General features: G+C 48.3%; 19 protein-coding genes. 3 read left to right on the forward strand and 16 right to left on the reverse strand.

Annotated elements, in window-relative coordinates; genetic code table 11:
- Positions 1-2 precede the first annotated feature (2 nt).
- Both D7V92_RS04625 and D7V92_RS04630 read right to left on the reverse strand, forming a co-directional pair.
- Positions 3-224, reverse strand: coding sequence for a helix-turn-helix transcriptional regulator (locus tag D7V92_RS04625; RefSeq protein WP_005862373.1), 222 nt, complete (start codon positions 222-224; stop codon positions 3-5).
- 2 nt (positions 225-226) lie between these two features.
- Positions 227-706, reverse strand: coding sequence for a DUF2975 domain-containing protein (locus D7V92_RS04630; RefSeq protein ID WP_087344632.1), 480 nt, complete (start codon positions 704-706; stop codon positions 227-229).
- 925 nt (positions 707-1,631) lie between these two features.
- Between D7V92_RS04630 and D7V92_RS22030 the strand changes: the two genes are divergently transcribed.
- The 3 genes from D7V92_RS22030 to D7V92_RS04645 all read left to right on the forward strand — a co-directional run bounded on the left by D7V92_RS22030 (position 1,632) and on the right by D7V92_RS04645 (position 6,302).
- Positions 1,632-1,769: a hypothetical protein gene (locus D7V92_RS22030; protein ID WP_008772202.1), complete on the forward strand. Its 138-nt coding sequence runs from the start codon at positions 1,632-1,634 to the stop codon at positions 1,767-1,769.
- Between the two features lie 102 nt (positions 1,770-1,871).
- Positions 1,872-5,108 (forward strand): FAD-dependent oxidoreductase, encoded by a 3,237-nt coding sequence (locus D7V92_RS04640; protein WP_121772391.1) that lies wholly within the window; start codon positions 1,872-1,874, stop codon positions 5,106-5,108.
- Between the two features lie 105 nt (positions 5,109-5,213).
- A complete protein-coding gene (locus D7V92_RS04645) occupies positions 5,214-6,302 on the forward strand; it encodes a phage integrase SAM-like domain-containing protein (RefSeq protein WP_048927273.1) in 1,089 nt (362 codons plus the stop codon).
- Positions 6,303-6,371: 69 nt separating this feature from the next.
- On the opposite strand, the gene D7V92_RS04650 is transcribed toward D7V92_RS04645, so the two are convergent.
- From D7V92_RS04650 to D7V92_RS04715, 14 genes are all read right to left on the reverse strand, one after another.
- Positions 6,372-7,517: a DUF4906 domain-containing protein gene (locus D7V92_RS04650; RefSeq protein ID WP_227806143.1), complete on the reverse strand. Its 1,146-nt coding sequence runs from the start codon at positions 7,515-7,517 to the stop codon at positions 6,372-6,374.
- A gap of 73 nt (positions 7,518-7,590) precedes the next feature.
- Positions 7,591-8,601: a fimbrillin family protein gene (locus D7V92_RS04655; RefSeq protein ID WP_229033058.1), complete on the reverse strand. Its 1,011-nt coding sequence runs from the start codon at positions 8,599-8,601 to the stop codon at positions 7,591-7,593.
- Positions 8,602-8,618: 17 nt separating this feature from the next.
- The gene (locus tag D7V92_RS04660; RefSeq protein WP_227806139.1) at positions 8,619-9,572 is read right to left on the reverse strand and encodes a fimbrillin family protein; all 954 of its coding nucleotides are present in this window, start codon (positions 9,570-9,572) and stop codon (positions 8,619-8,621) included.
- Between the two features lie 30 nt (positions 9,573-9,602).
- Positions 9,603-10,478, reverse strand: a complete 876-nt coding sequence (locus tag D7V92_RS04665) for a hypothetical protein (RefSeq protein ID WP_233572795.1) — start codon at positions 10,476-10,478, stop codon at positions 9,603-9,605.
- Between the two features lie 30 nt (positions 10,479-10,508).
- Positions 10,509-11,405 carry a fimbrillin family protein gene (locus D7V92_RS04670; RefSeq protein ID WP_230319838.1) on the reverse strand — a complete coding sequence of 299 codons (897 nt, stop codon included), beginning with the start codon at positions 11,403-11,405 and terminating at the stop codon, positions 10,509-10,511.
- A gap of 21 nt (positions 11,406-11,426) precedes the next feature.
- Positions 11,427-12,566 carry a fimbrillin family protein gene (locus tag D7V92_RS04675; RefSeq protein ID WP_233572796.1) on the reverse strand — a complete coding sequence of 380 codons (1,140 nt, stop codon included), beginning with the start codon at positions 12,564-12,566 and terminating at the stop codon, positions 11,427-11,429.
- A gap of 16 nt (positions 12,567-12,582) precedes the next feature.
- Positions 12,583-13,686 carry a fimbrillin family protein gene (locus D7V92_RS04680; RefSeq protein ID WP_008772211.1) on the reverse strand — a complete coding sequence of 368 codons (1,104 nt, stop codon included), beginning with the start codon at positions 13,684-13,686 and terminating at the stop codon, positions 12,583-12,585.
- A gap of 152 nt (positions 13,687-13,838) precedes the next feature.
- Positions 13,839-15,065 carry a fimbrillin family protein gene (locus D7V92_RS04685; RefSeq protein ID WP_121772392.1) on the reverse strand — a complete coding sequence of 409 codons (1,227 nt, stop codon included), beginning with the start codon at positions 15,063-15,065 and terminating at the stop codon, positions 13,839-13,841.
- Positions 15,066-15,114: 49 nt separating this feature from the next.
- A complete protein-coding gene (locus tag D7V92_RS04690; RefSeq protein WP_121772393.1) occupies positions 15,115-16,173 on the reverse strand; it encodes a fimbrillin family protein in 1,059 nt (352 codons plus the stop codon).
- A gap of 22 nt (positions 16,174-16,195) precedes the next feature.
- A complete protein-coding gene (locus tag D7V92_RS04695) occupies positions 16,196-17,239 on the reverse strand; it encodes a fimbrillin family protein (protein WP_036611995.1) in 1,044 nt (347 codons plus the stop codon).
- A gap of 52 nt (positions 17,240-17,291) precedes the next feature.
- Positions 17,292-18,980, reverse strand: coding sequence for a fimbrillin family protein (locus D7V92_RS04700; RefSeq protein WP_121772394.1), 1,689 nt, complete (start codon positions 18,978-18,980; stop codon positions 17,292-17,294).
- A 147-nt stretch (positions 18,981-19,127) separates the two neighbouring features.
- On the reverse strand, positions 19,128-19,895 hold the full coding sequence (locus D7V92_RS04705) for a DNA-binding domain-containing protein (protein WP_008772216.1): 768 nt from the start codon (positions 19,893-19,895) through the stop codon (positions 19,128-19,130).
- A gap of 68 nt (positions 19,896-19,963) precedes the next feature.
- The gene (locus D7V92_RS04710) at positions 19,964-22,378 is read right to left on the reverse strand and encodes a DUF4906 domain-containing protein (protein ID WP_050758709.1); all 2,415 of its coding nucleotides are present in this window, start codon (positions 22,376-22,378) and stop codon (positions 19,964-19,966) included.
- A 547-nt stretch (positions 22,379-22,925) separates the two neighbouring features.
- Positions 22,926-24,605: an AAA family ATPase gene (locus tag D7V92_RS04715; protein ID WP_121772395.1), complete on the reverse strand. Its 1,680-nt coding sequence runs from the start codon at positions 24,603-24,605 to the stop codon at positions 22,926-22,928.
- Positions 24,606-24,647 lie beyond the last annotated feature (42 nt).

The following is a 24,647-nucleotide window of genomic DNA, read 5'->3' on the forward strand; positions in this document are numbered from 1 at the left end:
CCTTATGTTGTTTTTTTCTCATCATTTACATATTCCAAAATGTCGCTTGGCTGACAGTCTAATGCTCTACAAATTGCCTCTAGGGTACTAAAACGAATTGCTTTCGCCTTTCCCGTTTTTAAGATAGAAAGGTTAGATAATGTCAAACCAACTCTTTCAGAAAGTTCGTTCAAAGAAATCTTCCGCTTTGCCATCATTACATCTAAGTTTACAATAATAGGCATAATTAAACTGTTAAGTCATTCTCTGATTTCATATCTATCGCATTTTGCAATAATTTTTCAAATACAGCCACGGCTGTCGCAACTACGATAGCGACAAAAGTAGTTACGATACAAATGGCAAGAAAACCTGCGGGGTCATCTTCTGTATTATGGGTCAACCTTATAAATAGTCCTGCCAGCACGATTAAAATACTTAGTAAGATCGCACAATGCTTTATGTTCTTCAAAGTCTTTACAGAGTTTGTTGAAAACACTTTATTTTGCCCAATATAACCGAGCAACCTAAAAGCATTGTACAACGCAACAAAAAAAGCGATTGACGCTCCATATCCATATAAGATAAATGGATCAGCGTAAGTACTAAATAAATCTAGGTGTGTGGCTCGTCCCTCAGTTAAGGGAAACCAAATCAAAATAATAAGTGCCACAATACCGATAAGAACAATAACTGTTTGAAGAAATGCTGTTGAAATTCTTTTCATGACGTATGATGTTAATTTTAAACGACGTTGCAAATGTAATAAATATTTATTGATAAACAATAAATGAATAGCGAAATTCAAAAAACAGTCTCTTTCTCAAGCTAATAAAAAAATCTGGACTTGAATCGCCAGTGTAGTGTCGAAGTACAATGATCTCCCATTTGGAAGGGAGAATGGGAATAGAAGAAAAAAAAACGCCTACCTGAAAAGTGGTAGACGCTCATTGCATACGGTTATTGGGACAAATATAGAGTTTATTTCTATCTTGGATTATCCTATTCATTAATAACTACTTCATCTCTTCTCCCTTTTCATTAAAGATAGCGATAGCCTCCTTGCCCTCGATTACCAAAATCACCTTAAAGAGTTTCCCTTCAGTCTTTTCCGCAACATATACCTCTTGGATCGCTGAACCCGGATAAGATTTTTAATTAAACAATCTATTCATATTAACGTAATCAATAGATATAGAACAACGGATATGCCGAATTTCGCCTATCTACAGATAATCATGACACACAACATCTTATATTTTAGCATTAACATATGGATTCCATGCGGAAACAAATAAAAATCCGCATCCAGCTTCACAGCTACATGCGGACCAAACAAATAACAAACTCTACTTATATGAAAAAACAAATACTACTAACAAATTATTATACGATGACTACTATCAAGGTGACTTCTGAGTCATTTTATAGTATAACAGAAGATTGTTTGAAAAGGTTCACCAGTAATTTCTTTTAGGCTGAGAGCTTTTCTTTTTATCGACTGTTTGAATATAAAACATTTCAAGCTGCAAATTGTTTTACAAACAAAGATAAAAATGATGATTGATCGGTTTGAGGCATGATTAAGAAGTTACTTTCTATATTATTGTTTATGATAATGCTCTTTGCCTTCCGGATGAATGCGGAAGCGGATGAGGAACACTTTTCTAACGGTTCCTATCGTTAGCGCACTAGGATTAACATTAAATGAAAGCGCTTCCGACGCTATGGTTGGTGGAGCGGTTACCCAAAACGACAAATTTCAAGTAAAACACGGCGATTACTCCTAAATATTTAGGGATAATCGCTTTTTTATGAATAGATTTCAAGTAAAATTAGGACATTTATCCAATTATATCCGTAATTTTAGCCCAATTAAATCAATAGCAATTATGGAAAGAATCGTTAATCATCCTATTTTAACAATTCCACAAGAGGGAGAACACACTTTTTTATTCAATGGCAAACCCGTAACGGGAATGAAGGGTTTTACCATCGCCGCCGCCTTACATCAGGCCGGCTATCCAGTACACAGTCATAGCGTAAATGGCCGCAACCGTTCGTTGAATTGCGGTATCGGTAAATGTGGCGCCTGCGAAATGCTGGTAGACGGAGAAGTAAAGCGTATCTGTATTACGAAAGTAGACAATGTAAAGGAAGTATCGGAAATAACAGTACAGAATTATACGACAGATTCCCAAATAGAACCCAGAGAAGAACCGGTAGAGATCTATCGAACCGATGTGGCCATCATTGGTGCCGGCCCCGCTGGATTAGCTTGTAGGGAAACCTTAAAAGAGCTAGGCTTGAACAGCATCGTAATCGATAGCAATGATAAGATTGGCGGTCAATTCTTGATGCAAACCCATGCATTTTTCTTTTTCGAGAAAGAGTGGCGCTTTGGCGGTATGCGTGGTTTCGATATAGCGAAAACTTTAGCTGGAGACGACCACTCTGGTATTTTCTTACATTCTACGGTCTGGGATATCCTACAAAATAAGCGTATCGCCGTAAAAGACATGCTTAACCATAAAAATTTCTATGTAGAAGCTCAAGCCTTGATAGTCGCTACTGGTGCGGTTCCTTTTATGCCGACCTTCGAGAATGATGATGTGCCCGGAGTTTATACAGCGGCAGTCGTACAGAAAATGATGAACGCTGAATTCACGTTACTCGGCAAAAACATATTGACAGTAGGCGCCGGTAATATAGGTTACCTAACGTCTTACCAATTGATGCAAGCCGGAGCGAAAGTCAAGGCTATTTTAGAGGCGATGCCCCATGAAGGTGGATTTCCGGTACAAGCGAATCGAATTCGCCGCCTTGGCATACCTATTTATACCTCTCATATGCTTTTGAAAGCCATTCCAAACCAGGATCGGACAGGTATCACCGGCGCGGTTGTCTGCGAATGCGAGAACTTCAAGCCAATCCCGGGAACAGAGAAAGTGATTGATGGTATTGATGTTATTAATATATGTACAGGATTGATTCCCGACAACCAATTGCTAACCAAAGGCCAATATACATTTGGAAAACGTTGTGCCGGCGTAGGTGATGCCGTACGAATCGGAGAAGGTACTACCGCCGTACTAAGAGGAAAGCAAGCCGCTTATGAGATCGCCCAAGAGCTAGGCGTACGTTTCAACTACAACGATTACTTACAAATATCTAAGGAATACATCGACTCCCAGCAACATCCGATCCGCATTAAGGAAGAGTCCCCAAGGCCCACTCCCGAGCGTCAAGCCCAACGCCCTTTCGTTCGCTTGGATTGCCTATACGGTTTCGCTTGTAACCCTTGCTCTTTCGCTTGTCCTCAAAAGGCGATCACCAAAAGCTCCACCAGCGTAACGCCCGAGATCGATTACGAAAAATGTACCGGCTGTATGCAATGCGTATCCCATTGTCCGGGGCTGGCTATTTTCGGCTACGATACCCGGAAGCAAAACTTATTCTTACCGGTAGAATACGAGGTAGAAGAAGGTGCTGAGGTGTGGCTCGTTGATGATAACGGGAAGAAACAAGGCGAAGGTATCATTGAGAAAGTATTAAAGAAGCCGACAAAAACAAACGTGGCCCGTGTGAAAGCGGCAGGAATGGAAAACGATGCCTTATTGAATATCACAGGATTCATCGTAAAAGAAAACTATCCGGAGGAGATCGACTTCAAGCAAGAGCCGGAGTGTGAGTCGGAGACCTATGTTTGCCATTGCGAGGACGTATCTTTGGACGAGCTACTTTCCGCCATTGGGGATCGTAAATATATCTCCGTCGACGAGGTAAAACATATCACCCGCCTAGGAATGGGGCCATGCCGGGGAAAACGCTGCATACCCCGCCTACGCATGAAACTAAGGGAAAAAGGTATCGAACTGGTAGGCGACGCTACCCCCCGTGCTCCCCTATCTACCCGCTTCGTCCTAGGGGAAATGTATCCGCAGCGTCAGATAGCGGATACCTATAAAGTAGATTCCGGAAAGCAGGTTCGTAAGACGGAAGTCTTAATCGCCGGCGGAGGTATAGGTGGTAGCGCATTATTCCGTTATTTTGCGGAAGCCGGTAAAAAGACCGTGCTTATTAATGCGGATCGAGGATCATCATGGCGTAATATCGGTGGTGGTCGTCCAGCGTTCTCGATCCCCGAATTAGCGGAGATCGCCCGTAATAACCAAACGATATTCGAGGAGACACAAAAAGAATACGATATCCATTACCGTGAGATACGCTATATCACGTTCGCCCACGACGAGGCTACCTACAATGATCTGGAACGTTCCTGCGGTTGGTCCAACGCTTATTTGATCGACAAGAAAGACTTCCAGAAAGAGGTGTCCCCCTACTTCAACACGAACCAAAACACCTATTTCGCCGCACAAATCTCCCAGCATTGTTGGCAAGCTACCCCGGGGCGTGTGATAGACTTTATACGAAACAAAGGCAAAGAGCGGCAAGGTGAGGTTTTGGAAGACACACACCTAGTGGAAGTACACAAAAACGGTGGAAAATATCACGTCTTATTATATACGCATGATAAGCGATACATCGAATACGAATGCGATCATTTCGTGAACGCCCTCGGTTATAGCGCCGAGCGTTTCGCCCGCATGCTAGGCCTTTACACCGGCCTCTATCCGGTCAAGCACCAAGCGTTGATTACCCATCGCCTGCCGAATCTGGGTAAAGACGGGGATATCCTCGATATGTTGATAGACCGCCGGAAACGTAACGACTTCTCCGCTGTCTACGGTCAGCAATTCGCCGAGACCGGACAGATTATCGCTTGCGCCTCCCCCGCTGTCGACGCTAAAGCGGAGATCAGCAACTTTGATGAGTTGAAGTTTAATACCCGTCGTTTCATGGAGATCATCTCCGAGGTGTTCTGCGATTGGATTCCATCGTTAGCCACAGTACCCGTACAAGCCACATGGTCCGGTTATTATGTAGAGCCTCGCTACATTATCGATCCGGATAACGGACTATTCGTCGGTTTGCAAGGTCACGGCTTCATGCTCGCTCAATACTTGGCTAAACTATACGTAGATAAAGCGTTAGGCCGTACCGTTCCGGATTATATGGAGCGATTGAGGCTCGATGGAGACGGAATTAGTGAGAAAGCTTTCAAATAAACTATAAATAAAACAAAACCTCCTCTACCACAATTGGTAAGGGGAGGTTTTGATAAAACCAATCTTTTCTATTTTTGTTATTCTATATCCATAAATAGTAATCATATGAATATAGAAACAACAGACAACTCCCCTTTGCTACAGGAATGTATAGAAGAATTGATCAGTAGTAAAATCGATGAGGGGAAAGGAAGAACCGCTGGGAATTACCGAAGCGCATGGAATAAATTATCCACCTTTTTAGGTCCGAGAGTAACGGAGTTTACATTTGTCGACTTAACGACCGATTTTCTTCATCACTATCTTTTATGGTTGATGCAAGGGGAAGATGGGAAACAGGCTCCCTTGAAACCGGGTAGTTTGGACTTCTACATTCGTAATCTAAAGACAATGTACAACAAGATCGCTCAAGATAAACAAATGGATGTTCCGAGAGAAAGCCCATTCTCCGGCCTGCAGATAAAGGTCCCACCCACCCGGAAAAGGGCTTTGCCAAGCCTCGACCTACAAAATCTGGCGACTCTTGAGCGGCCCAAGAACCCACACGCCTGTACGGCCCTTCACTTGGCTCTTTTCTTATTTTACGCTAGAGGTATGTGCTTCGTGGATGTCTTTAATTTGCGACACAGCAATATAAACGATGATTATATCCACTACGTACGTAGCAAGACTGGCGTAGCGATGCAAGTAAAGATCACCCCCGAGATGAAGAACATCATATTCTCTTATCGGCGTTTCAATAATCCGTGGATATTCCCTTTCTTACACGAGAAAATCAGCGGAGAGGGAGAAGTCACGGCCCAGTCCGCGCTTCGGAGAGTGAACCGCCACTTAAAGAAAATGGGAGAGCAATTACACTTCGAACAGCCATTCACTACCTATGTGATGCGGCATAGCTGGGCTTCCATGATGCTGGAGGCGAATTCGGAAATCGGCATTATCAGCCAATCCTTAGGACATATGTCCCTACGGACTACCGAGATCTATCTTGGCCGGATATCAGTATCTAAAATAGACAGGGCCTCCGATAATATGTTGAATAATTTGGTTCGCGGCTCTTCCTCCCGGCAAAGAAGTAAAAATAAGGTGATGGCTTTAAGAGACAATCCTCCTATACAAATAAAAGAGACAATCGGCAAGAAATGCAAGAAGCTCATTTCCTCGATTGCCTCTAAGTTATTCTCATTTATTTAAGATAGTTCATGCAGGAATGCCAAAGGGTAGATTCGTCAAGGCATTCCTGCACAGCCCTTAGAATGGATACTATTTCTCTTCACCAAAATTAACGGTATTCTCGACATTGTCCACATCATCAAAGACAGCCACGTTGCCGTTTGTTATCGTTACACGGAGGTCGGCACTATTAGGGCCGGCGATATTCACCGTCAGCTTATAATGATAATCCCGATAGATATTGTAATCGGTCACCAAGTCACCCCCAAGATAGAATTTATACTCTACATCGATCGGCGAAGAGTATGCTCCTCCACCCAAAGGATACTGATATTGCCCTCTTACCAATAGATAAGTGCATCCTTCCAAAGATCCGCCAGTCCCCGGCCCCATATCCTTCTTATTCTTCTCTTGCGCCGTGGTAGCTAAACCTGTACCCCGGATATTTTCCGCCATATAGAAAACTCCTTCTTTATCACCGAGTGTTATTCCTGATACAGGTATCTCCTCCGTATAGAAATTAGTAGATAAAGGACTTGAAATCGTTGGATATGTCGAGTCGTCATCATATAGCCGGGTTACTTTAGGTACATTTGACATAATAACCGGTTTCGTATCAATTAACTTAAAATTGCCAGAGGCCACTGAAGAGTTCACGGTCACGGTCACTTTCGCGAACGCCCTGTACATACGGGATAATACGACCAACCTCATGTCAGCCTCTGAGCTAGAGGGATCCTTCGTATAGTCGGTCGGTCCCGAAGATAGTATATTAGTACCTGTTGGAGCACCATCTGATGAATAAGTAATATTTTTCGTTTTAGCCATCAAATCTGTTACAGAAAGGGTCTTAGGAATACCACTGGTACCATCATTACCAAATAAACTGGCGGTTGCCTCCGTCGCATTCATTTCCTCCGCATTTACGATAATATAAAACTCACTAGTCTCGTTCTTGAAACGCATATCATCCTTTGTTAATTGAATCAATAACTGGCTATAGTCAGTACTACCACTTCCCGGTACAGCCGTTATGCTATTCCTATCGGCAAAGACAGCTTTCAACAACTCGGTTCCATCCTCTTTAAACTGTAAAATCCAGACGTTATATATATTAGTATCTCCCAATTTAAGAATTTCCGTTCCCGCTTTCGTCTCTACATCAATCGTACCCGGTACCCTTAACAGGAACTGGAAAGCACATTCCTCCCCTCCTTCGGATGTTGATGGTATCATTTCCTCATTACTACACGCCCCTAGCAGCAAGCATAGTATACAAAATAAACTTATTCTCATTTTCAGTTCCTCCTTATTCCCCTCCAACGGGATCCGTCACATTTTTTATTTCCGTGAATTCCAATATACCCAATGTCAGTTCTGTTTCTTTAAAATCCCCAAAGAACTTCAAGGTAAATTCAAAGCTATAGGACATACCGGGCAAGAAAGTCTTACGAGCGGTAGCATTGAATACAAAATGACCAGGCACAGATCCACCATTTCCATTTTTATCATAATCTACCGTTAAATCAATTACAAACTGTAATTCCGACCCGCTTAAAGGCAATACGATTTTACGTGGATCTGAGGTATGAGGCAGGCCTACAGCTACGGAATTATTGAAAGAGCTAAAATCCACTCCGTTGTTTTCATTCGCAACTCCATCCGAATACCATGCATTATCCCCTAGCCGATAAGTTCTTGAATCAGATAAGTTTTTCATCGTTATAAAGTTTACACGCAAGCCTTTTACAGTAACAGGAGATACACTAGCCGCTTTTACCGACACCTCTACTTGCGAGCAAAGCCGCGTGAACGGATTCGTCAAGGTAACCGACATCGTGTTTTGTCCCGCTTTCTGGGGCTGGACAGTTATATCGTTCATGAACGTATACATAAAATCTTGCCCATTTTGCACGGTCACCAGATTTCCATCACCCAATTCCGGCGCATTCTCTTCATTGTAGGAAGTGAAATAAAGGTTATATACACCGCGATACAAAAATAGGGCCTTGCCCGATTGGGCGGTGACCTTTCCATCCGCACCCACCACATAAGTACCTTCCGCCGAAGGAGTACCAGTTTCACCAGTCCCAGTCTTAGTACCGGTCTCAGTCTTAGTCTCCACCTTGAAAGCATAGACTTTAATCAACGCTTTATCATTCAAGGCTGAAACGGCCGCAGCCTTGGTTACGTTCGCTTGATAAAGATCGAACTCCAAGGCAACCTTATCACCTTCCCCTTCTTCCAAAAAAGATTCCTTTTGGCAACCCACCAACGTGACCAGAAGCCATAGACTTACAAAACTTAATACATATCTCATATCTCCTCCCTTCTTATTTAAATACCCACACTCGTATTCTGATCCGTACTATTTTGCCAATCGTATACGGTTACGCCCTCGAATGTACCTTCCATCTTATCAATACGTATCTTATAGACATAATGATAACCCGCCAACCATTTCACCCCGCTTTCGGAAGAAATAGAGGCAGTTTCAAACTCACGTTCCACCCCATCTACATCCACTGTCAAACGGAACGACAATACTTGCTCGGCAGCGTCCATCGGGGCTACGAGACAAGATATGTTCGGTTGCGTCAACGAGGTTTCCAATATTTTCGAACCGGTCAACTCTATCGAGGATGTCCCCGCTAGGCCATTCAGACGCCCTAGTTCCTCCCCTGTCCCGTTCAATCGCATGTCCGCCTTACCGATTTGCAGACGTCCGGTGTTACTACGTATATCTATTTTTTTCAGCGTTAAGATCTCATCGCTGGCATTCGCAGACTTATAGATATAGAAACTCACCTTTGTCAAGGCATGGAACAATTGAAGGCTGATTATTTTTGAGGTTTTGGAAGCCTGAACCGGCGTAGCATAAAGGTAATCGATCTGTTTACCATCGAATGTATCCGCATCCCGGACCGTGACCTCGACAGAGTACACGCCGGAGGAGGCTGTTACGTTAATGGCCTTACCTTCTTCTTCCGTAGGATAATAAGCATACACATCCGTAGCGGTACTACCCAGCAGTGGCGCGGATTCACATCCCCATGTTACTCCGGATTTGGAATACACCGGATTCACCCATGTATCACTGGAGTTCTTCAAATACAATTTCACGTTATCCACAGAGGTAGTCACAGCCTTCGTAACAGCGTCGTCAGCCAAAGAGACCGATCGCAGCTCAAGGGTGGAACCTGCCTCCACCTCCGGTATCCCGTCTGACTGGCAAGCTCCCAACAGGGAACAGAGGGCCAATCCCCAACCTAGATTATATAAATTTCTCATATTCTTCATTCTTTATAGATTTTAAATGGATCAAGTGGCGCTAATAGGATTGTCGGGAACCGTTGTCTCCGTAAACCCCATTACTTCCACAGAAGTCAATATCAATTCATCGGATGACGTGAAGTTATATACATAGTTCTTACTAGCCCCAAATGTGTATGCCGGCTGAGTAAATGTTTGTTGTGTAGCCTCTGGACCTGAAGCACCGTCAAGCGTACGGGAAACGCTTAGCTTGAAACTCATATTCGCTCCCGGTCTTAAGATACAGACGAAAGTATGCTTATCGCTAGCTGCGGCATTATCCCCTGTATGCAACATCTCGATCGTTTCAGAAGAAGAGGCACCAGTCCGGATGCCATTGCCTGCCAAGGTAGCCGTCACATACTTATATTTTGTAGTAGTCCCCCCTGATGAGGCATAATTAATTGAGATCGTGATCTTCGCCGCTACCGGCATGAAGGTAAAGTTTACCTTATTGCTACTCAAGGTAACGTTAGAGCCGCCTTTCGCCTCCAGTTTATTACTTTGCCAGAAATTCTGATATGATTTCTGGTCTTGCAGAATAGCGGTGAAAGCTGCCGGATATGAGGCCGAGAATGAAAAAGCCGTAGATGATCCGGAAACCGTCAACGAGCTTCCCGCCGTTTTCGGAATCCACCCGTTCGTGGCATCCTTTCGGTAAGTCACGGTCTGGCTCCCACCATTAATCTGTATCTCATCGTCCGTACTAAAGCTACTCTTATCATAGTTCGTAGCGTCGACCGCACGGGTAGACAGAGAAGAAACGATCTCCGCCGTCACCTCCAAGGGCTGTCCACCTTCCAGATCCACCTCTGAGGTACAGGCGGGGGCGAGCAATAGCAATAAGCCTCCGGACAGGTGGAGCATGGTTTGTCGTATATTCATAGTATAATGTATCATAATGCTATATAGTTGTTAAGTTAAATTTCCTCCAGCCATGATCTCATCCGTCCATTTGCCGATGGTACAACTTTCCGGGATCAGCATGTCGTTATGCAAGGTCAAATTATATGTATAGTGGTAACCGGTCCGCAAGGCACAACCCGTTAAGGTAGCCTTGTAGGTAACACCATCGCAAGTGAGAGAGACCGTTAGATCCGTAGCGGAGGTTCCCGCGCTACCACCTACAGCCCTTAGGATACCACACCATTCATATTTCCGGGATGCATCGCCCGGGTAAGGCCGATATAGCGTGATCGTCTGGTTCGTAGATACAGCCGTACGTATCCCCGTCGCCGCTACCGTAACGGCATCATTGGCGATAGAGGTCTCACGCTTCACGGTAAACATCAAGGTCAACTTCGAATTGACGTGCGTAAAGGGCTTGCCGCTCGACGTAAAGTCCAACGTACCGTCGCTGGATGTGGCATCACCCGTTTTCAGCAGGTTACTGGCCAAATAAGCAGCGCTCGTGGTTTGAAACTGGTTGATGGCCGAGTAATCCGCCGGAAACTGCGCCGAATACGTAACGGCAGGCTCCAAGGTCACAGGCGAGGTTCCCACCACAGTCCATGCGGAAGTCCCGTCATACCGATAGCTGGCCGATTGGGGAGCCGCCGTCCCACTTGCCTTTTTTGTCCTTGTCACCTTTATCTGATCGCCGGAAAGGAAGGATGTCCTATCGAAACTATTATCCGAGCTAACCGCCTCGCCGCTTTTGGTAACAGGGCTGATCTCGGCAAGTACCGTCACCGGGATTTCCTCCGGAGCGGAAAGCCCCGTCTCTATCCCGTTCGTGCAACCGGAGAGAGCCAGCGCCATGTTTAAGGCTCCCATCCATGCTAAACTGAGGTTCATGTAATTCATATTCATATTTTTCTTTTTATGCCGTAATTAATAGCCGCCGGGCTTAACGTCTCCCGTTCCCGCTGAACCGCTCTCTGTCCAAGGGCGGATATCGGCGTTCACTGTAATCGCCCGGTTGGATAAGGTTATTTGTATTTTGTGGGTATGTCCTCTTTTCCAAGTGATCTGACTTAGGTTGGCGGATAACGTCCGGTCATCCGTAGTGTCATCCCGCTTGCCGACCACTACCGTAAGGGTCATATCAACCGATGCCAAAGGAGCCACCAGCCCATAACCTACCTCCACCGGAACACCCACGGCACCGCAAAGTATGGCGGTGGTATTACTCGACGCATCGTTTTTAGGGGTAAAAGTGAGTTCGGCTACCTTTGTTCCTCCACCAAGCGCTCCATCCGCGATCTGCATCGTTCCCGTGCCGGTAGTGAACGCATTGGAGGATGTTTTCAACGTTATCTTCTTCACGTAATCATAGGTCGCATTCACGGAACGTCCCGTGGCGGATTGCATCGTGAAGGAAAGGCGGGCCAGCGCATGTTGCAAGTAGATTTCCGGCTGATAAGTACCGCTTGAGGGGGAACCGCCGGACGGCGTGGTATTGCTGGCCGTAATAGCGATAGCCTCTCCTACCGTGTTGCTGGCGGAACCGTACATATAATCGGTAGCGTCAGAATCCCATCCCTTGCCGCCATAGAAATTCTGGTGAACGGGAAGGGTGGTCGCTATAGTATGCGCCGTGTTAGTCGATGATTTTGTCAAGATGGCATTCGCCGGGCTATAGGCATAGATCCGGGCCTTTACACTCGATAAATTCACAGTGGGATCGCCTACCCAATCGTTTCCGCCGCTACCTACCGACTGATAGGTGAAGGTGGAAAGGCCAGCATTTCCCGCCGTACCAACCCCGCCATAGGGAGTATAGCCGTCCTCTGCTTTAGTAACGAAGAGTTTTACCTCGTTAATCCTTCCCTCACCCTCCGTCGTGGAGGTTCCGCTTATGATGGAGCGGGTCTCGACACCGCTCATGTGGAATACGGGTTGTAAGAATGCCCCTGTCGTGTCTTCCGGCAAGGAGTCGTCGGAGGAGCAGCCGGATAAGAGCGCCAGTATCGCCAACAGGCCTACACCGAGGTGTAGCGGACGTGCGTTTTTGTAAATATCCTGTATCATAGGTCGTATAGTTTTTTTAGATAGTCGTACTTGTATTGTCGGATGATTCATTCGTCCACCCTACCACATTGAAGCCGTCCAGCTTGAGGCCGGTACCGTGGATGGAGATGGTGTATGTATATTTATTTCCGGCGGACCATTCGCCACCGTCGGTAATGGTGTCTAGTTTCATTTCCTTGCCATCTACTACGACGGTCAAGGTAGCGGCGGTAACATTTGCAGTGCCGGAGGGGAATGGTACGCCGTAATTGATGAACTCGATTCCGTCTGTGGTAGCGGCAACGGTTACGCCGCCATTTACCGTGTACTCGTACTTTACCGGTGTACCCGCCTTCGCTCCGGTTAGGTTGCCGAGGGCTCCGTCCTTTAGGCTCATGGTGGTGGTACCATTCGTTTGTAGTGTCGGGATGGGGCGACTATAGGTTATTTTTGTCAGGTTGCAAGGACCGACGTAGTCCGTGTGTTTCTTGAACTTTAGGCTTACCAAGCAAAAGGCGTGCTTAAGGCCGAGGTTTATCTTCTCGCCTTTTGAATCGGAGGCTCTGTGGCCGTTATCGGCTATGGGTTGAGTTGTTCCAAAGGTTTTTGCGGTAATGTTATAGGCTACGCCATACATATAATCGTTACCGGGAACTGTGAAATCCAAGGAGGAGGCATTCGTTACCGTATTCGAATAGACTATGGCATTAGCCCGTACCGGGATGGTATAGACTGGGGAAGAGGCATTTCCGGCCGCGGTTATCGTGGTGGCATCCGTGACTGGATAGCAAGAGTAGACTATGGCTTGCTGGGTGCTTAGCCAGATCGTTTGATCCTTACCGTTTATCGTAGCGGGTTTTAAGAAACCCTCTTGGAGAGTGTATTGGCCGTATGTACCTTGGGGGAATATGCCGTAATGGTTTTCACTTGCCACGTTATTTACGGCGTATAGGCCGATAGCCGCTATATCGCTGGATGTGGCAGTGGCCTTGGTGAGGGCTACGCTGGCGATCTGCGGGGACAGGGCGACAGGGGTATCCGGATCAACCGGGGGTACGATGGGGTCTTCGCCATTCTCGCCGCCGCAGGCGAAAAGGGAAAGCGATACTGTTGTTAATAATAGGTATCTATACGGTTTCATATTTATCGTTGTTTATATTGTTCGTTTATTTGCCACCCGGTTTTATTATTTGCCACCCGGTCTGATTGTTACTACACGGGTTTCGTATTCCGTGTTTCGTGTTTTGTTGTAGAGACGGGGCACGCCCCGTCTCTACAACCCTAGACTGTAGGTTAATTAACTTTCAAATCATCATTGCCGGTTCCTGTGCCCCAATCGGCTACGGTTACGGTGCCTATGGATAATTCCTTACCGCTAAGTTTTACGGTATAGATGTTTTCTTTCCCCTGCTCCCAAGTAACTCCTGTCGCATTATCAGCTAACGCTACCTCATAATCCGCTCCATCAATCGTAAAGATGGCTTTGGTATTATTTAGGGCTTGGTTAGTTATCGGCAAAGCCAAGATGCTGAATCGGTATGAAGCCCCTTTAGCTGCATTATCGTCTGATAAACCAGAGTCTCCTTTCTTTTTCAAGGTATAAGTAGCGCCAGTAGCAAACTCACGGATATAAGATCCCGTTGTCAAGGAACTATTATTAGCCAAGGTTCCCTTATCAATATTCATCGTAGCAAGAGGATTGCTATTACCGCTTACCTTTTGATTAGGTACATCCTTCAACTGTATCTTCGATAGCACACCTTTATTCTTATAAGTTCCATCATTGTAAATGCGGAAACTAACCAAAGTCAAGGCATGCTTCATGGTTAGATCAACAGAGGCATCTATAGAGGTTTCCTTTTTCGTGTTGCTGGCAGTTATCCAATTCGTCTCAGAGCTACCTTGGTCCGCCCACATATAATCGATTTCACCTTTCGCTGAATTAATCTTTGCCTTATTGGTATTTGTCGTTTCAGAGTTGTCTATTAATGTCGAGGGATAATCCCTATGCGCATCATCAGTCTCTCCCAAAAAGACCGTTACCGGGATCGTGGAGTTATCCGTAGCGGTATTATCAGATAATACTAGAGCTGTGGTTGTGGCTAACTCTTGATTTGTTCCGGGCTGATAAGCCGGATAATAAGCGTATATCTTTGCCACTTCGGAGGTCAGATAGATCTTTTTATCTCCGCTTTTCCAACCTGCGGTTCCTGTCGTCGAATAAGTATATAATGCGTAATTATTGCTTTTCGCATTCGTATAAGGATCTTCACCCGATACGACTGTCCCCTTTAAGCGTGCGTACACCGCCACGCTTTTCATGACATCATCTTTGCTAGCGTTAGCTTGGGTACCCGAATTTATCACGCTTTTCGTAAGCGTCACCCCCGCCGTAATCCCCAGCTCTACGGCATCCGGCTGGTTGGAAGGGAGGATGGAGGGGATATTGTCCTCGTTGCTACAGGCAGCCAAGAAGAAGGGAGAAAGAAAGAGTAGTTTATAGTTTATCAGTTTTCTCATGATTACTTTTTTTGATTCGTTCTATTAATTGTTCAATTCGTTTAGTCAGTCAGTGGATCAAGTCTAGGTTACCATCGACATACGAGGGAGTCCATTCGGCTACCTCCACGGAGGAGATACCTAAAGAGGCATCGTAGATATCCAACGTGATCACGTGAGAGAAACCGGGCTTGAAATTATCCTCAGATATTTCATCACCCAACTTCACGGATACGTCGGTAAAGGTACCGATCGAAGTCTCGACCGTTATTTTCACATTGCCCGGATCGGGTGTAGGCGGCAGATACAGGCAGCCCAGATCGATGGGACCGACATTTGATGCCCCTACCGTGGCGTTGCCGGCAGGCTCAAGGATCACTTCCGAGGAACCGGAGAAGACAGCCTCGCCCGTAGCCAGCGGAACATTTACCGCCGTAGGTATGCTTTTCACGATAATCTTGTTCACCTTCACCTCCAGTCCTCCGGCATCATGCTTCTTTGCCTTGAATACCAGCTGGGTAAGCAAGTGGGCGTAATTCAATGAGCGATTCGCCTCGACCCCGGCGACGGTATTGCCCGTAAAACGGTTGCCATCCCACTTATTACCCGCCAAGGGGCCGGCGTACATCAAGTCCATATGCCCGTCAAGGGTATAGCTTACGGTACCCTCGGTGGCATCGTACGAGTTATCGCCCGCCACGGGAGATACGCCGACCAGATACACGTTCGCTCCCATGCGGGGATAATGGTGCTTACGAGAGGCATCCCATGAGATACTCCCGCCTACCGCCACATCAGCCGTCCGCTCTACCCATTCCTCGTAGAATACGGCATCGGCCCAACTTGTGGTCACGTCGGATACGGGGGTGGAGAAACGATCGGCAAGACTCGTATAGTCGGGAACACCTGTGATGGCGTCGAGACGGGTCACGCAAAAGAGGGTGGTCTTGAACGCCTCCGCCTCTCCCACTTCCGCTTTCGTGCTTATGGACGTGTCCGGGTACGTCGCCCGAAGCTCGATCGGAGGATCGGCGGAAGGTATCTCACCTCCCGCCTCACCATTGTCCGAGCAAGCGGCCAACGATCCCATGACTATCATCGACAATATGTATGTAGAGAGTTGTCTCATGATGGTTGAGGGATATTTAGGATTATTTCAAGTCAACGGTTCCGCCGTTACCCTGTTTCCATTCGTTGACAGTGGCTTTCACTTCCAGTGCCTTCACATTATCTCCTGTAGGTTTGTCTGGCTCGGTAATGTTCAACGTAACCGTATGGGCATAGCCTTCTTGGGCATTCAACTTTTCACCTGCATTCTTTGAGTCCATCACCGGGACATTCAAGAAGGTACGATCCGTACCGCCTACGTTGATCGTTACGTTCAGCTTGATATCGTTAGACGGAGCGACCATTACCGCCGGGCTAATCGTAGAAGCTGTCGTGGAAAGGGTGGTTGTTGTGATATTGGGAACAGAGAAATCGGAGGCAGTAGCCCAATTCACGTCACCATTTGTCAGGTTCACGGATTGGGGCAATTGCGTGCCCAAAACCTTGATGCTCTTGATGGATACGTCCTTTCCGGCCCATTCTCCTTTGTTATCAGCCACACTAGTGTAACTAGCGGCGAAAACCAATTGGGTGGTCTTGTGTGAAAACGTCAACTTACATCCATCCTGATTTGGTGACGCTGCAGTTCCGGCATCTTGATCCGCACCGATCGTCATGACATCCTGCAAGCCGTCCACCTTGCCGAAAACCACTTTTGAGGACTCGATTGTTCCGGAAGGAACGACCGCCGTAATATGGGAGTTTTTAGGACTCGCCTGCGCATTATCATAATACAAGGTGGGAGTCAAGGTAATATCCGTTTCTGTCCCAGCCGTAAATACAGCGCCAGCTACGTTGGCACGTGTTTCCAATGCCTTTGTAGTTTCATTGATCACATTCTTGTAAACCGGATTAAAGCTACCCCAATCATGCTCGTGTCCGGAAGTCACGTCCACCATCACCACGATACCTTCCACCTGCGATCCATTCGTGATCGGGGCTTTAGTCGTGAGACCTTCCACGCTTTGTGTCAATTTGATCGCTACCGGAGCGTTCGCCGTACCCAAATCGGGAGTGATCACATCCTTGTCGTTCGAGCAGCTTGCCGCTAACAGGGCCACAGCCGCCATTGTCAAAATCTTTTTCATTTGTCTTGTAATTTTAAAGTATTAATAAAAAATATGAATTAAATAATCTGGTCTATAAATCGGCGTTGCCGCCATTGCCCGGTTTCCACGGGGTGACGGTTGCCGTTATCTTTACTTGGTACTCCTCGAAGGGATCCGGCTCCTTGGGTTCCTCGGGAGTATCGGGATCGTCCGGTTCCTCTGGATCAACGGGTATCTCAAGCGAGATCTCGATATCGTAAGCCCCTCCACTCTCGTTGCCCTCGCCGCCGAACGAGACGGGGAGATCCTTGAAATCCTGCCCGGAGGCGGGATCACCTTCCGGCGCGAGCGTCATGTCAAGCGTCAAGGAGGCCTTGGGCTGCACCAGCACGAATCCGGGGAGCGTCACTACGCCATCCACCACGGGGATACCATTCCCGTCATCGGAAGAATAGATGATCACCGAGCTGGTCTCCCCGACCGGGACCACCTCTCCATCCGACAAGGACACCTTAGCTACCGAGGCTAGCCCGTTCAGCTTGACGGCATGTACGCTATACCCGTCCGGCGCTCCCTTGACACGTAGGCGGAAGCTGAGTTGCGTCAGCAGGTGCTTATGGATCAAGGGCGTTTCCGTAGCGTCGAAACGGCGGGACAGGGAGCCGCTCCGCTCATCGGTCAGCATCAAGTCTTCCTGCCCCGTCAGCTCGTACCGTACCTCGCCGTTCACGTGGGGGGCGGCGGGGTGATAGCTGCGGATGAAAAGCGCGGAGCCGTCCGTGGGATAGTAGCGCTCCGGGTCCAAGAGGATATCGCCCTCCGTAGCCGTCCCCGTCCAATGCTCCGTGTAATCGCCGGCGGAAGTGCCTACGGCGATGGATACGGGCGTGGAGTCGAAAACGTCCACGGCGGCACGGGTCTGGATGCCGGTGTAAAGGCGGATCGGGACGGCGGGGCTTACCTTCAAGGAGAGATCCAGCGTATCACGGCCCGAGGACATGGCCTCATGCAGGCTCGCAGTTAGGTTCTCCTCGTAACTGAAACGCTCGCCGCCGGCGGTCTCGAACGAGAGCGTGCAGACGTTGCTCCGGTCCGAGCCGTCCAGCGTCACCGTACCCAAGATACCCGCCACGGCTTGGTAAACGCCCGCTACGCCCGTAGCCGAGGCACGGAAATCAAGGTCGAGCACACCCACTCCTGTCGCTATCCGGTCGGACAGGCGCACCGACGAGGCTATCCCGTCCAGACGGCCCTCCACCTTCGCCCCGCCGAAGCCTTTCCCTGCGTCGATGGTAAGGCGCAAGATCCGGCGGATATCCTTAGGGGTCGATGAGATTGCGGTCTCATCGCCATCGGTCACCTTAATCCCCGTCACGCTCTCCACGTAAAGAGGGCTATCCAGCGATACCAGCACGCTGTCGCTTCCCGAGGGAAGGGCGGCGGCATAGGCTTTCCCCAGATTCTCCGTATCGCCCAACCGGACTTCGGCGGGGTCGGCGCCCGCGACCAGCAGGGCGTACTCCCCCACCACGAGCCGCTCGCTCCACGACCACGTAGACGGCGTTCTGGCGGGCTCTTCCTTCCCCGCCACGCGGGAACCATCCGCCTTATAAGTGAAAACGGCCAAGGGAGTATCGCCCGTATGTCGCACGGATACCCGCAACAATCCCTCGCCGGAACCGGGAACGGGTGGTTCCGGATCGTCCTTACCGCAAGCTCCCAAGACGAGGAAGCCGAGTAATAAAAAAGCTGTTTTTTCCGATAAATGTCTTAATCTCATATACTAGTTTATCTATAGTTTTTCCTTTCCCTCTGTACGAGCCGGTTCCCTGCCGTCGGGGAGGGTGTCTCCCTAGCGTTAGGGATGACGCCTCCCCAGCGTTAGGGACGATGCCTCCCTAGTGTTAGGGATGATGCCTCCCCCGGATCAAATCTCATCCGGGCTCTCGGAGTCGCCTGCCCCGGCGCCCACGGTGAGCGGCAGCTTGTACTCGATCGTGCGGGGAGACTTGAGCAAGGTGACGCCTTTCGAGAACTGCGTCACGATGCGCAGCCTGTACTTGCCGTCGGTCAAGGCCGGTACGCGGGCGATGATACGGCTGGGGTCGTTTTGCGTGAGGCGGCGGGTCACGGGCGTAACCTTCTCGCCGTCTTCCGACACGAAAAAGATACCTACCGAGCTATCCGCCCCGTTAATACGGATACGGTCGCCCTCGATCAGTATGTCCTCGTTCGGGGTAATAGAGCCGTTGGACAATCCCGTGAAGGTATCGGTCACCATGCCGATGCGCCCTACCTCAGACTTGGCTCCGAGAACCTCCACGCCCACCTTGCTCAACGCATCACGCATCTCGGCGGAGGGCACGATATCGAGCGTCAGCTTATGGATAGCGGGATCGAACTTCGCCGTCTCGCCTCCCCAAGGGCCCGTGATACGGGGCGTGTACTGGCACACCTCGGTGAGTAGGCTGTAGCCCATCATGAGGTGCTCCCGCACGATGCGGTCGCGTTGCTTGATAATGGACAGCAAGGTGTCATACTTGATCTCGGAGCCTTCCTTGATGATGGCGTTGGCTATATTCTCGTTGTGCAGGGTGTCTTTTTGTGTCAATACCTCCGCTACGTAGTCGTTGTCGTCATCCTTGGTTAACAAATTCGGCCGAAGCCATACTTTCCAGTAATACTCGTTTGCCATGATTGGTTTGTTTTTAAGTTGTTTATAATTCGTAATGTGTGATCTTATTTGTTTGTATTCTTTACATGTCAGTTTGCTTGCACGCAACGGACGGACATGCCGTAACCTTTATCCGCATTGGCACTATTCGTTATGTGTAATTGAAACGCCTTGATCTCCGTATACCAACCCGTTTTGCCAGCGCCATGCGCCGAATACATGGTCATGCTCGGATTGCTAGTCCTTAATCCACCGGCAAGCTCCCTCAATCTTGTGGAGGGAAACCATACCGATTTATCGGTGAAGCTATTCGGAGCGGACTCTCCGGGATACATATACAGGAAGCCGTTTCTTGAGCCATTGTCATTCTGGGAACTTAACCCCGAGCTATACCAAGTGCCTTTAAAATAGATCATCAAGTTGCTCGCTCCATATCCAAATCCTTGGAACATATCATTTACGCTGTTCACTGTATGAAAATCAGGAACCTTCCAGCCTTTCGGACAAGGGTCATAAATGGTCTTGGCGACCGGTCCCCATGAATTATCGTCCAAGACCATCCTGCTATAAAAAACTAACGGATTTTTCACGCAATTCTCAAGATTCCCTCCCGATAAAACCTTTATCTTAGGAAGAGCCACGCCATCTCCATCATATATGATACCTACTTCTTTGGACGTACCATCGGCCGAACCGGGCAAAGGGTCCTTACGCCCCCATTGATAAAGATTACCATAGGCACGGGCCGCATCTAGGTCGTCATCCGTTGAAAACGTACTACGGATAGCCCCTAGGTTACGATCCATGATCACCTTCTTGAAGAAAACGCCATTTTCTTGTGTCCATGAGGTACCCCTATAGGTATGCACCGTACCGCCCGCCGTAGCGTTCCGGGCCGTCTTGATAGCCGACTCACGGTTTGAGGACGTGATGTCTCCAGACAGAGGAACTGGTACATAGTCCGTTACCCACACATGCCAGCTCCAAAGGATCGTGGTACCATCCGACGCATACGCCGTGATCACGGCGTTGCCGCCTTGCGTGACCGGCACCTTCACATGAACAAGGGCATTTGCCCTATCGCCGATATTCGTATAGTTCACCAGATTCTGATGGTTATAGCTACCTGCCTCATTGCTGACGGCGTAACCCATCACCAAATCACCCGAGGTTCCGGCGTCCTTGCTCTGCCACAAGACACGGACGCTACCGATCGTCTTATCGGACAGGTAGGTATTATCGCCACCCGTACCTGCCTCGTGCCGATAAGGGTTGAAGCAGATATTCGTACCGGGACGCATCATGAAGCAGTTTGATGTCTGGACGAGGTTCGTGCTGATCACAGGGGTCTGGTCAAGCAACCGGATACGGGGATCGCCACGGTAGTCGGTGTTTCGGATATTTATCGTATAGTTGTAGTTCGTGTTCTCCAGAAGGTTGAAATCCGACACATCCTTACCTCCCAGATAGGCACGGTAATACATACGTTCCGAGCCGTCTTTGCTGTCCACCACGAACTCCATATAGGTAGCCGAGGCATGGGCGTATTCTTTCGTGCGGTAATACTCGGAGGTCACGCTACGGGACCTGCCTTTCGCGTTAGCGGGCATCCAAGTAACTAACGAGCCTTCGTTTTTGGCATCGGTACCTTTCAAGCGGTACAAGTCCCTGTATTCCAACAAGGAGCTGGGATAAAGAGCGCCCTCGAAAAGACTGTCGGTCTCTGTCTGGGGCAAAAGATAGTACACGGTGGGAACTTGGCAGAGTTTTACCTCCTTCAAGGTATAGTCGGTACGCAATCCCTCAGCGAACTTCCAGTTCACCGTGAGCCGCACGGCGAGGCGCTTCAAGAGGATACGGGCATCGCTACCGTCCGCACTTTGGATGATGATCTTGCCCTCATTCGTCACCCTAACGTCTGTCAAATGGATGAAGTAGGGCATGGCGTTGATGTCATCATCCACTATCCCATTGATGGTAGCGGCATTGGCAAGCCTTCCTTGAAGGTCGCTCCAGCTAGGGCTACCGGAAAATTCGGATATGGCGTTCGAGGAGCCACGGGCCACGATGATAAGCTGGCAGTTCTCGCAAGCAACCAAGTCTACGGTCAATGTTGAGCCAGTGGCTTGGCTGACCGTAGGGGTTAGCTTCTTGAAATTCCTGTTGGAATCATACTGCAAGATCTGCAAGTTCTGGAGTTGGTCCGGCTTGGCACTGGCCAAGGCATCCGCCTTTGTCCGGACAGCGGCAGGCACCAGACGAACGTCGAAGGCCCCGTTATTCCTCGCCCCTACGCTCTTCGTCCCGGATGATCCGGCATTCAGTGACGCCGCATCCACCTCGTCGGCGATACCCACACATAAGGATACCTCCACCGTCTTGCCTACACCCGTAGACGGGCGGGGTGAATCGAGACGATCCTCACAACTTGACACTCCTAACATTGATACCATTGACATCATCATCAATACTGCTTTTTGTAATTTTATTCCTATGACCTCCATCGTTTCACGTGCTTTTTCACTACTACATTTCACATATTTTTACTTGAAAGCACCTGTCTCTTTCTTACGCAGAAAGAGACAATAAAGAGAAATATCTATTTATCCGCTGTTTTTCAAGCCCTTTGAAATGTTAATAGGACAAGGCACGTCACGCTTGACGGCTCGTTATTGTTTGTCTTTTTTAATTTTGACAAAAGATTTAAGCACTCACCTTGCCTTTATCAGCAATTTGAGCTACTTTTACACCCGAAAACGGATATTTATCCGTCATTCTGAAAGTTGTCTCTTTCTGCGTAAGAAAGGGACAACTTTTTTTCTCTCATCCCCTCATTCTCAATATCTTCCATTTTATTTCCTTTTTTACATTTTCATGCATTTCGCTTTTTGTCTCTTTACAAATCACTACTCATTTAACATTTCGGACTTACTGTCCGGAAAGGCACGCACGAAACCGCACGATACCCGACGGGGGTACCGTGTAACTTCACGCACGCGACAACAATTATATCATCGCATGACGGGATTAATAAGGATAAGGAGTGTTATTTTACTCGGAGGTCTTCACCCACACACGCTTGCCATCGAAGGTGATGGCCATCTCCAGAATATCACGCACACCGGCCGCATGGAGCGTGGCGGCGTATCGCTTGTCTTTTATTTGCTGCAAAGCCGTATCCAACGTCGTCTCGACCGTGCTGCTCATTCGAAGGCGTTTCAGCTCCATGATGTATCCACGACGGCTAACGTCAACAGGGCACATCAAGATGTCATATCTGCCTAAACCGGACTCACGGTTGCTGCTCACCTTATACGAGCCGTGACTTACCAGCATTCCCAACAAGAAAGCTTGGTAGACCTTCTCCGGATCACGGCCGTTCGTGTCGTAATAGGAGAGCGTATTTACAACGAACTCATTCAAGATCTCCTCGAACGCCTCGATATCGTTCTCGTCCAAAGCCTGCAGCATCATCTCCAAGCGGTCGTTCTTCACCGGGCCGTCGTTGATCCAGCCCCGGATGATCGTAGAAAAAACCGTGGAAACCTCCGTGTTCGGCACCCCCAAGGTGTACGACATCAAGTGATCCGCGGTCATTCTCCCCTCCGACGCTTTCAGATAGCCGCTGAACAGCATGAAAGACCAAATGTTGGACGCACTAGACAATAGGTCCGGGAAAGCCAGCTTGTCGTTAATCACACTAGACAGGCTACCCCCTTGGACAAGCGTCTCGATTCCCTTCCGTACTTGGGAGGGGCCCTCCGCTATCAAATGACGAAGCAACACGTCTGAGCCCGTATTCACCCAGTAAGGGGCAAAGACACCACCTTTATTTATATAGTTCAATACAGACCATGGATTATAGACCACCTCATTCCCAAACAGGTAACCGTTATACCAGTGCTTGACCTCTGACTTCTGATCACCCAACGAGTATGAGTCGAGCAGCGTGTCGACATCCACTTGCGTGAAGCCAAACGCCGTACACATCGGACGATCCAGCAAGGTATCCACGTCGATATTGTTCAGCCCGCTAAAGATCGACTCCTTGCTTACACGGAGGATACCCGTGATCACCCCCCGGAAGATAGACGTATTGTCCTTGAAGACCATCGACATGAAGTTGCGCATGAAGACGATCATACGATCATAAAAGCCCTTGTCGAAAGCCACATGGATCGGAGTATCATACTCATCGAGCAATACCAGAGGGGGCATGCCCCAATGGAGCGTCAACAGTTCGGATAGCAAGCGGATCGAACCCTCTAATTGTCCCCGGGAAGCCTTGCCCTCATAAAGTGCCATAAAGTCATCCAAGTAATTAGGCCGCATCTTAGGAGAATCGAGCAAGTAAGCATGGCAAGTAAACTCGTTTTTCAACTCATAGCCTATTCTGACCAACGTATCCTCGAACGTATCCGCCTTGCAGTCCTTCAACGTCAACATGATCACAGGGTATTGACCTTGATGCTTATCGAAATCCTTCCACTCCCGGATACGCTTGCCGTCGAACAACGGACGGAACACGTTACCATCCGTCTTCTCGAAGAAGTACCGCAGCATCGAAAGGTTCAGCGTCTTGCCGAAGCGACGCGGACGGGGAAGAAGCGTGATCAAAGCGCCTTCTTCTATTATCTGACGGATAAAATCGGTCTTATCCACATAGTAATAGCCCTCATCTATCATTTTCTTGTAATCGCTGATGCCGATCGGTAGTCTTCTCGTTTCCATAAGTATCCCTATTTTGAGTTGTGAATACAAATATAACAATTT

Origin of the sequence: Parabacteroides sp. CH2-D42-20, assembly GCF_003670185.1 — a bacterium.
GTDB classification, from domain to species: domain Bacteria; phylum Bacteroidota; class Bacteroidia; order Bacteroidales; family Tannerellaceae; genus Parabacteroides; species Parabacteroides distasonis.

What these genes read in the sequence shown, in the direction of transcription:
- D7V92_RS04625 (WP_005862373.1), bottom strand. Translation starts at nt 224, where the DNA reads ATGCCTATTATTGTAAACTTAGATGTAATGATGGCAAAGCGGAAGATT.
- D7V92_RS04630 (WP_087344632.1), bottom strand. Translation starts at nt 706, where the DNA reads ATGAAAAGAATTTCAACAGCATTTCTTCAAACAGTTATTGTTCTTATC.
- D7V92_RS22030 (WP_008772202.1), top strand. Translation starts at nt 1,632, where the DNA reads ATGAGGAACACTTTTCTAACGGTTCCTATCGTTAGCGCACTAGGATTA.
- D7V92_RS04640 (WP_121772391.1), top strand. Translation starts at nt 1,872, where the DNA reads ATGGAAAGAATCGTTAATCATCCTATTTTAACAATTCCACAAGAGGGA.
- D7V92_RS04645 (WP_048927273.1), top strand. Translation starts at nt 5,214, where the DNA reads ATGAATATAGAAACAACAGACAACTCCCCTTTGCTACAGGAATGTATA.
- D7V92_RS04650 (WP_227806143.1), bottom strand. Translation starts at nt 7,517, where the DNA reads ATGATACCATCAACATCCGAAGGAGGGGAGGAATGTGCTTTCCAGTTC.
- D7V92_RS04655 (WP_229033058.1), bottom strand. Translation starts at nt 8,601, where the DNA reads ATGAGATATGTATTAAGTTTTGTAAGTCTATGGCTTCTGGTCACGTTG.
- D7V92_RS04660 (WP_227806139.1), bottom strand. Translation starts at nt 9,572, where the DNA reads ATGAGAAATTTATATAATCTAGGTTGGGGATTGGCCCTCTGTTCCCTG.
- D7V92_RS04665 (WP_233572795.1), bottom strand. Translation starts at nt 10,478, where the DNA reads ATGAATATACGACAAACCATGCTCCACCTGTCCGGAGGCTTATTGCTA.
- D7V92_RS04670 (WP_230319838.1), bottom strand. Translation starts at nt 11,405, where the DNA reads ATGAATATGAATTACATGAACCTCAGTTTAGCATGGATGGGAGCCTTA.
- D7V92_RS04675 (WP_233572796.1), bottom strand. Translation starts at nt 12,566, where the DNA reads ATGATACAGGATATTTACAAAAACGCACGTCCGCTACACCTCGGTGTA.
- D7V92_RS04680 (WP_008772211.1), bottom strand. Translation starts at nt 13,686, where the DNA reads ATGAAACCGTATAGATACCTATTATTAACAACAGTATCGCTTTCCCTT.
- D7V92_RS04685 (WP_121772392.1), bottom strand. Translation starts at nt 15,065, where the DNA reads ATGAGAAAACTGATAAACTATAAACTACTCTTTCTTTCTCCCTTCTTC.
- D7V92_RS04690 (WP_121772393.1), bottom strand. Translation starts at nt 16,173, where the DNA reads ATGAGACAACTCTCTACATACATATTGTCGATGATAGTCATGGGATCG.
- D7V92_RS04695 (WP_036611995.1), bottom strand. Translation starts at nt 17,239, where the DNA reads ATGAAAAAGATTTTGACAATGGCGGCTGTGGCCCTGTTAGCGGCAAGC.
- D7V92_RS04700 (WP_121772394.1), bottom strand. Translation starts at nt 18,980, where the DNA reads ATGAGATTAAGACATTTATCGGAAAAAACAGCTTTTTTATTACTCGGC.
- D7V92_RS04705 (WP_008772216.1), bottom strand. Translation starts at nt 19,895, where the DNA reads ATGGCAAACGAGTATTACTGGAAAGTATGGCTTCGGCCGAATTTGTTA.
- D7V92_RS04710 (WP_050758709.1), bottom strand. Translation starts at nt 22,378, where the DNA reads ATGGAGGTCATAGGAATAAAATTACAAAAAGCAGTATTGATGATGATG.
- D7V92_RS04715 (WP_121772395.1), bottom strand. Translation starts at nt 24,605, where the DNA reads ATGGAAACGAGAAGACTACCGATCGGCATCAGCGATTACAAGAAAATG.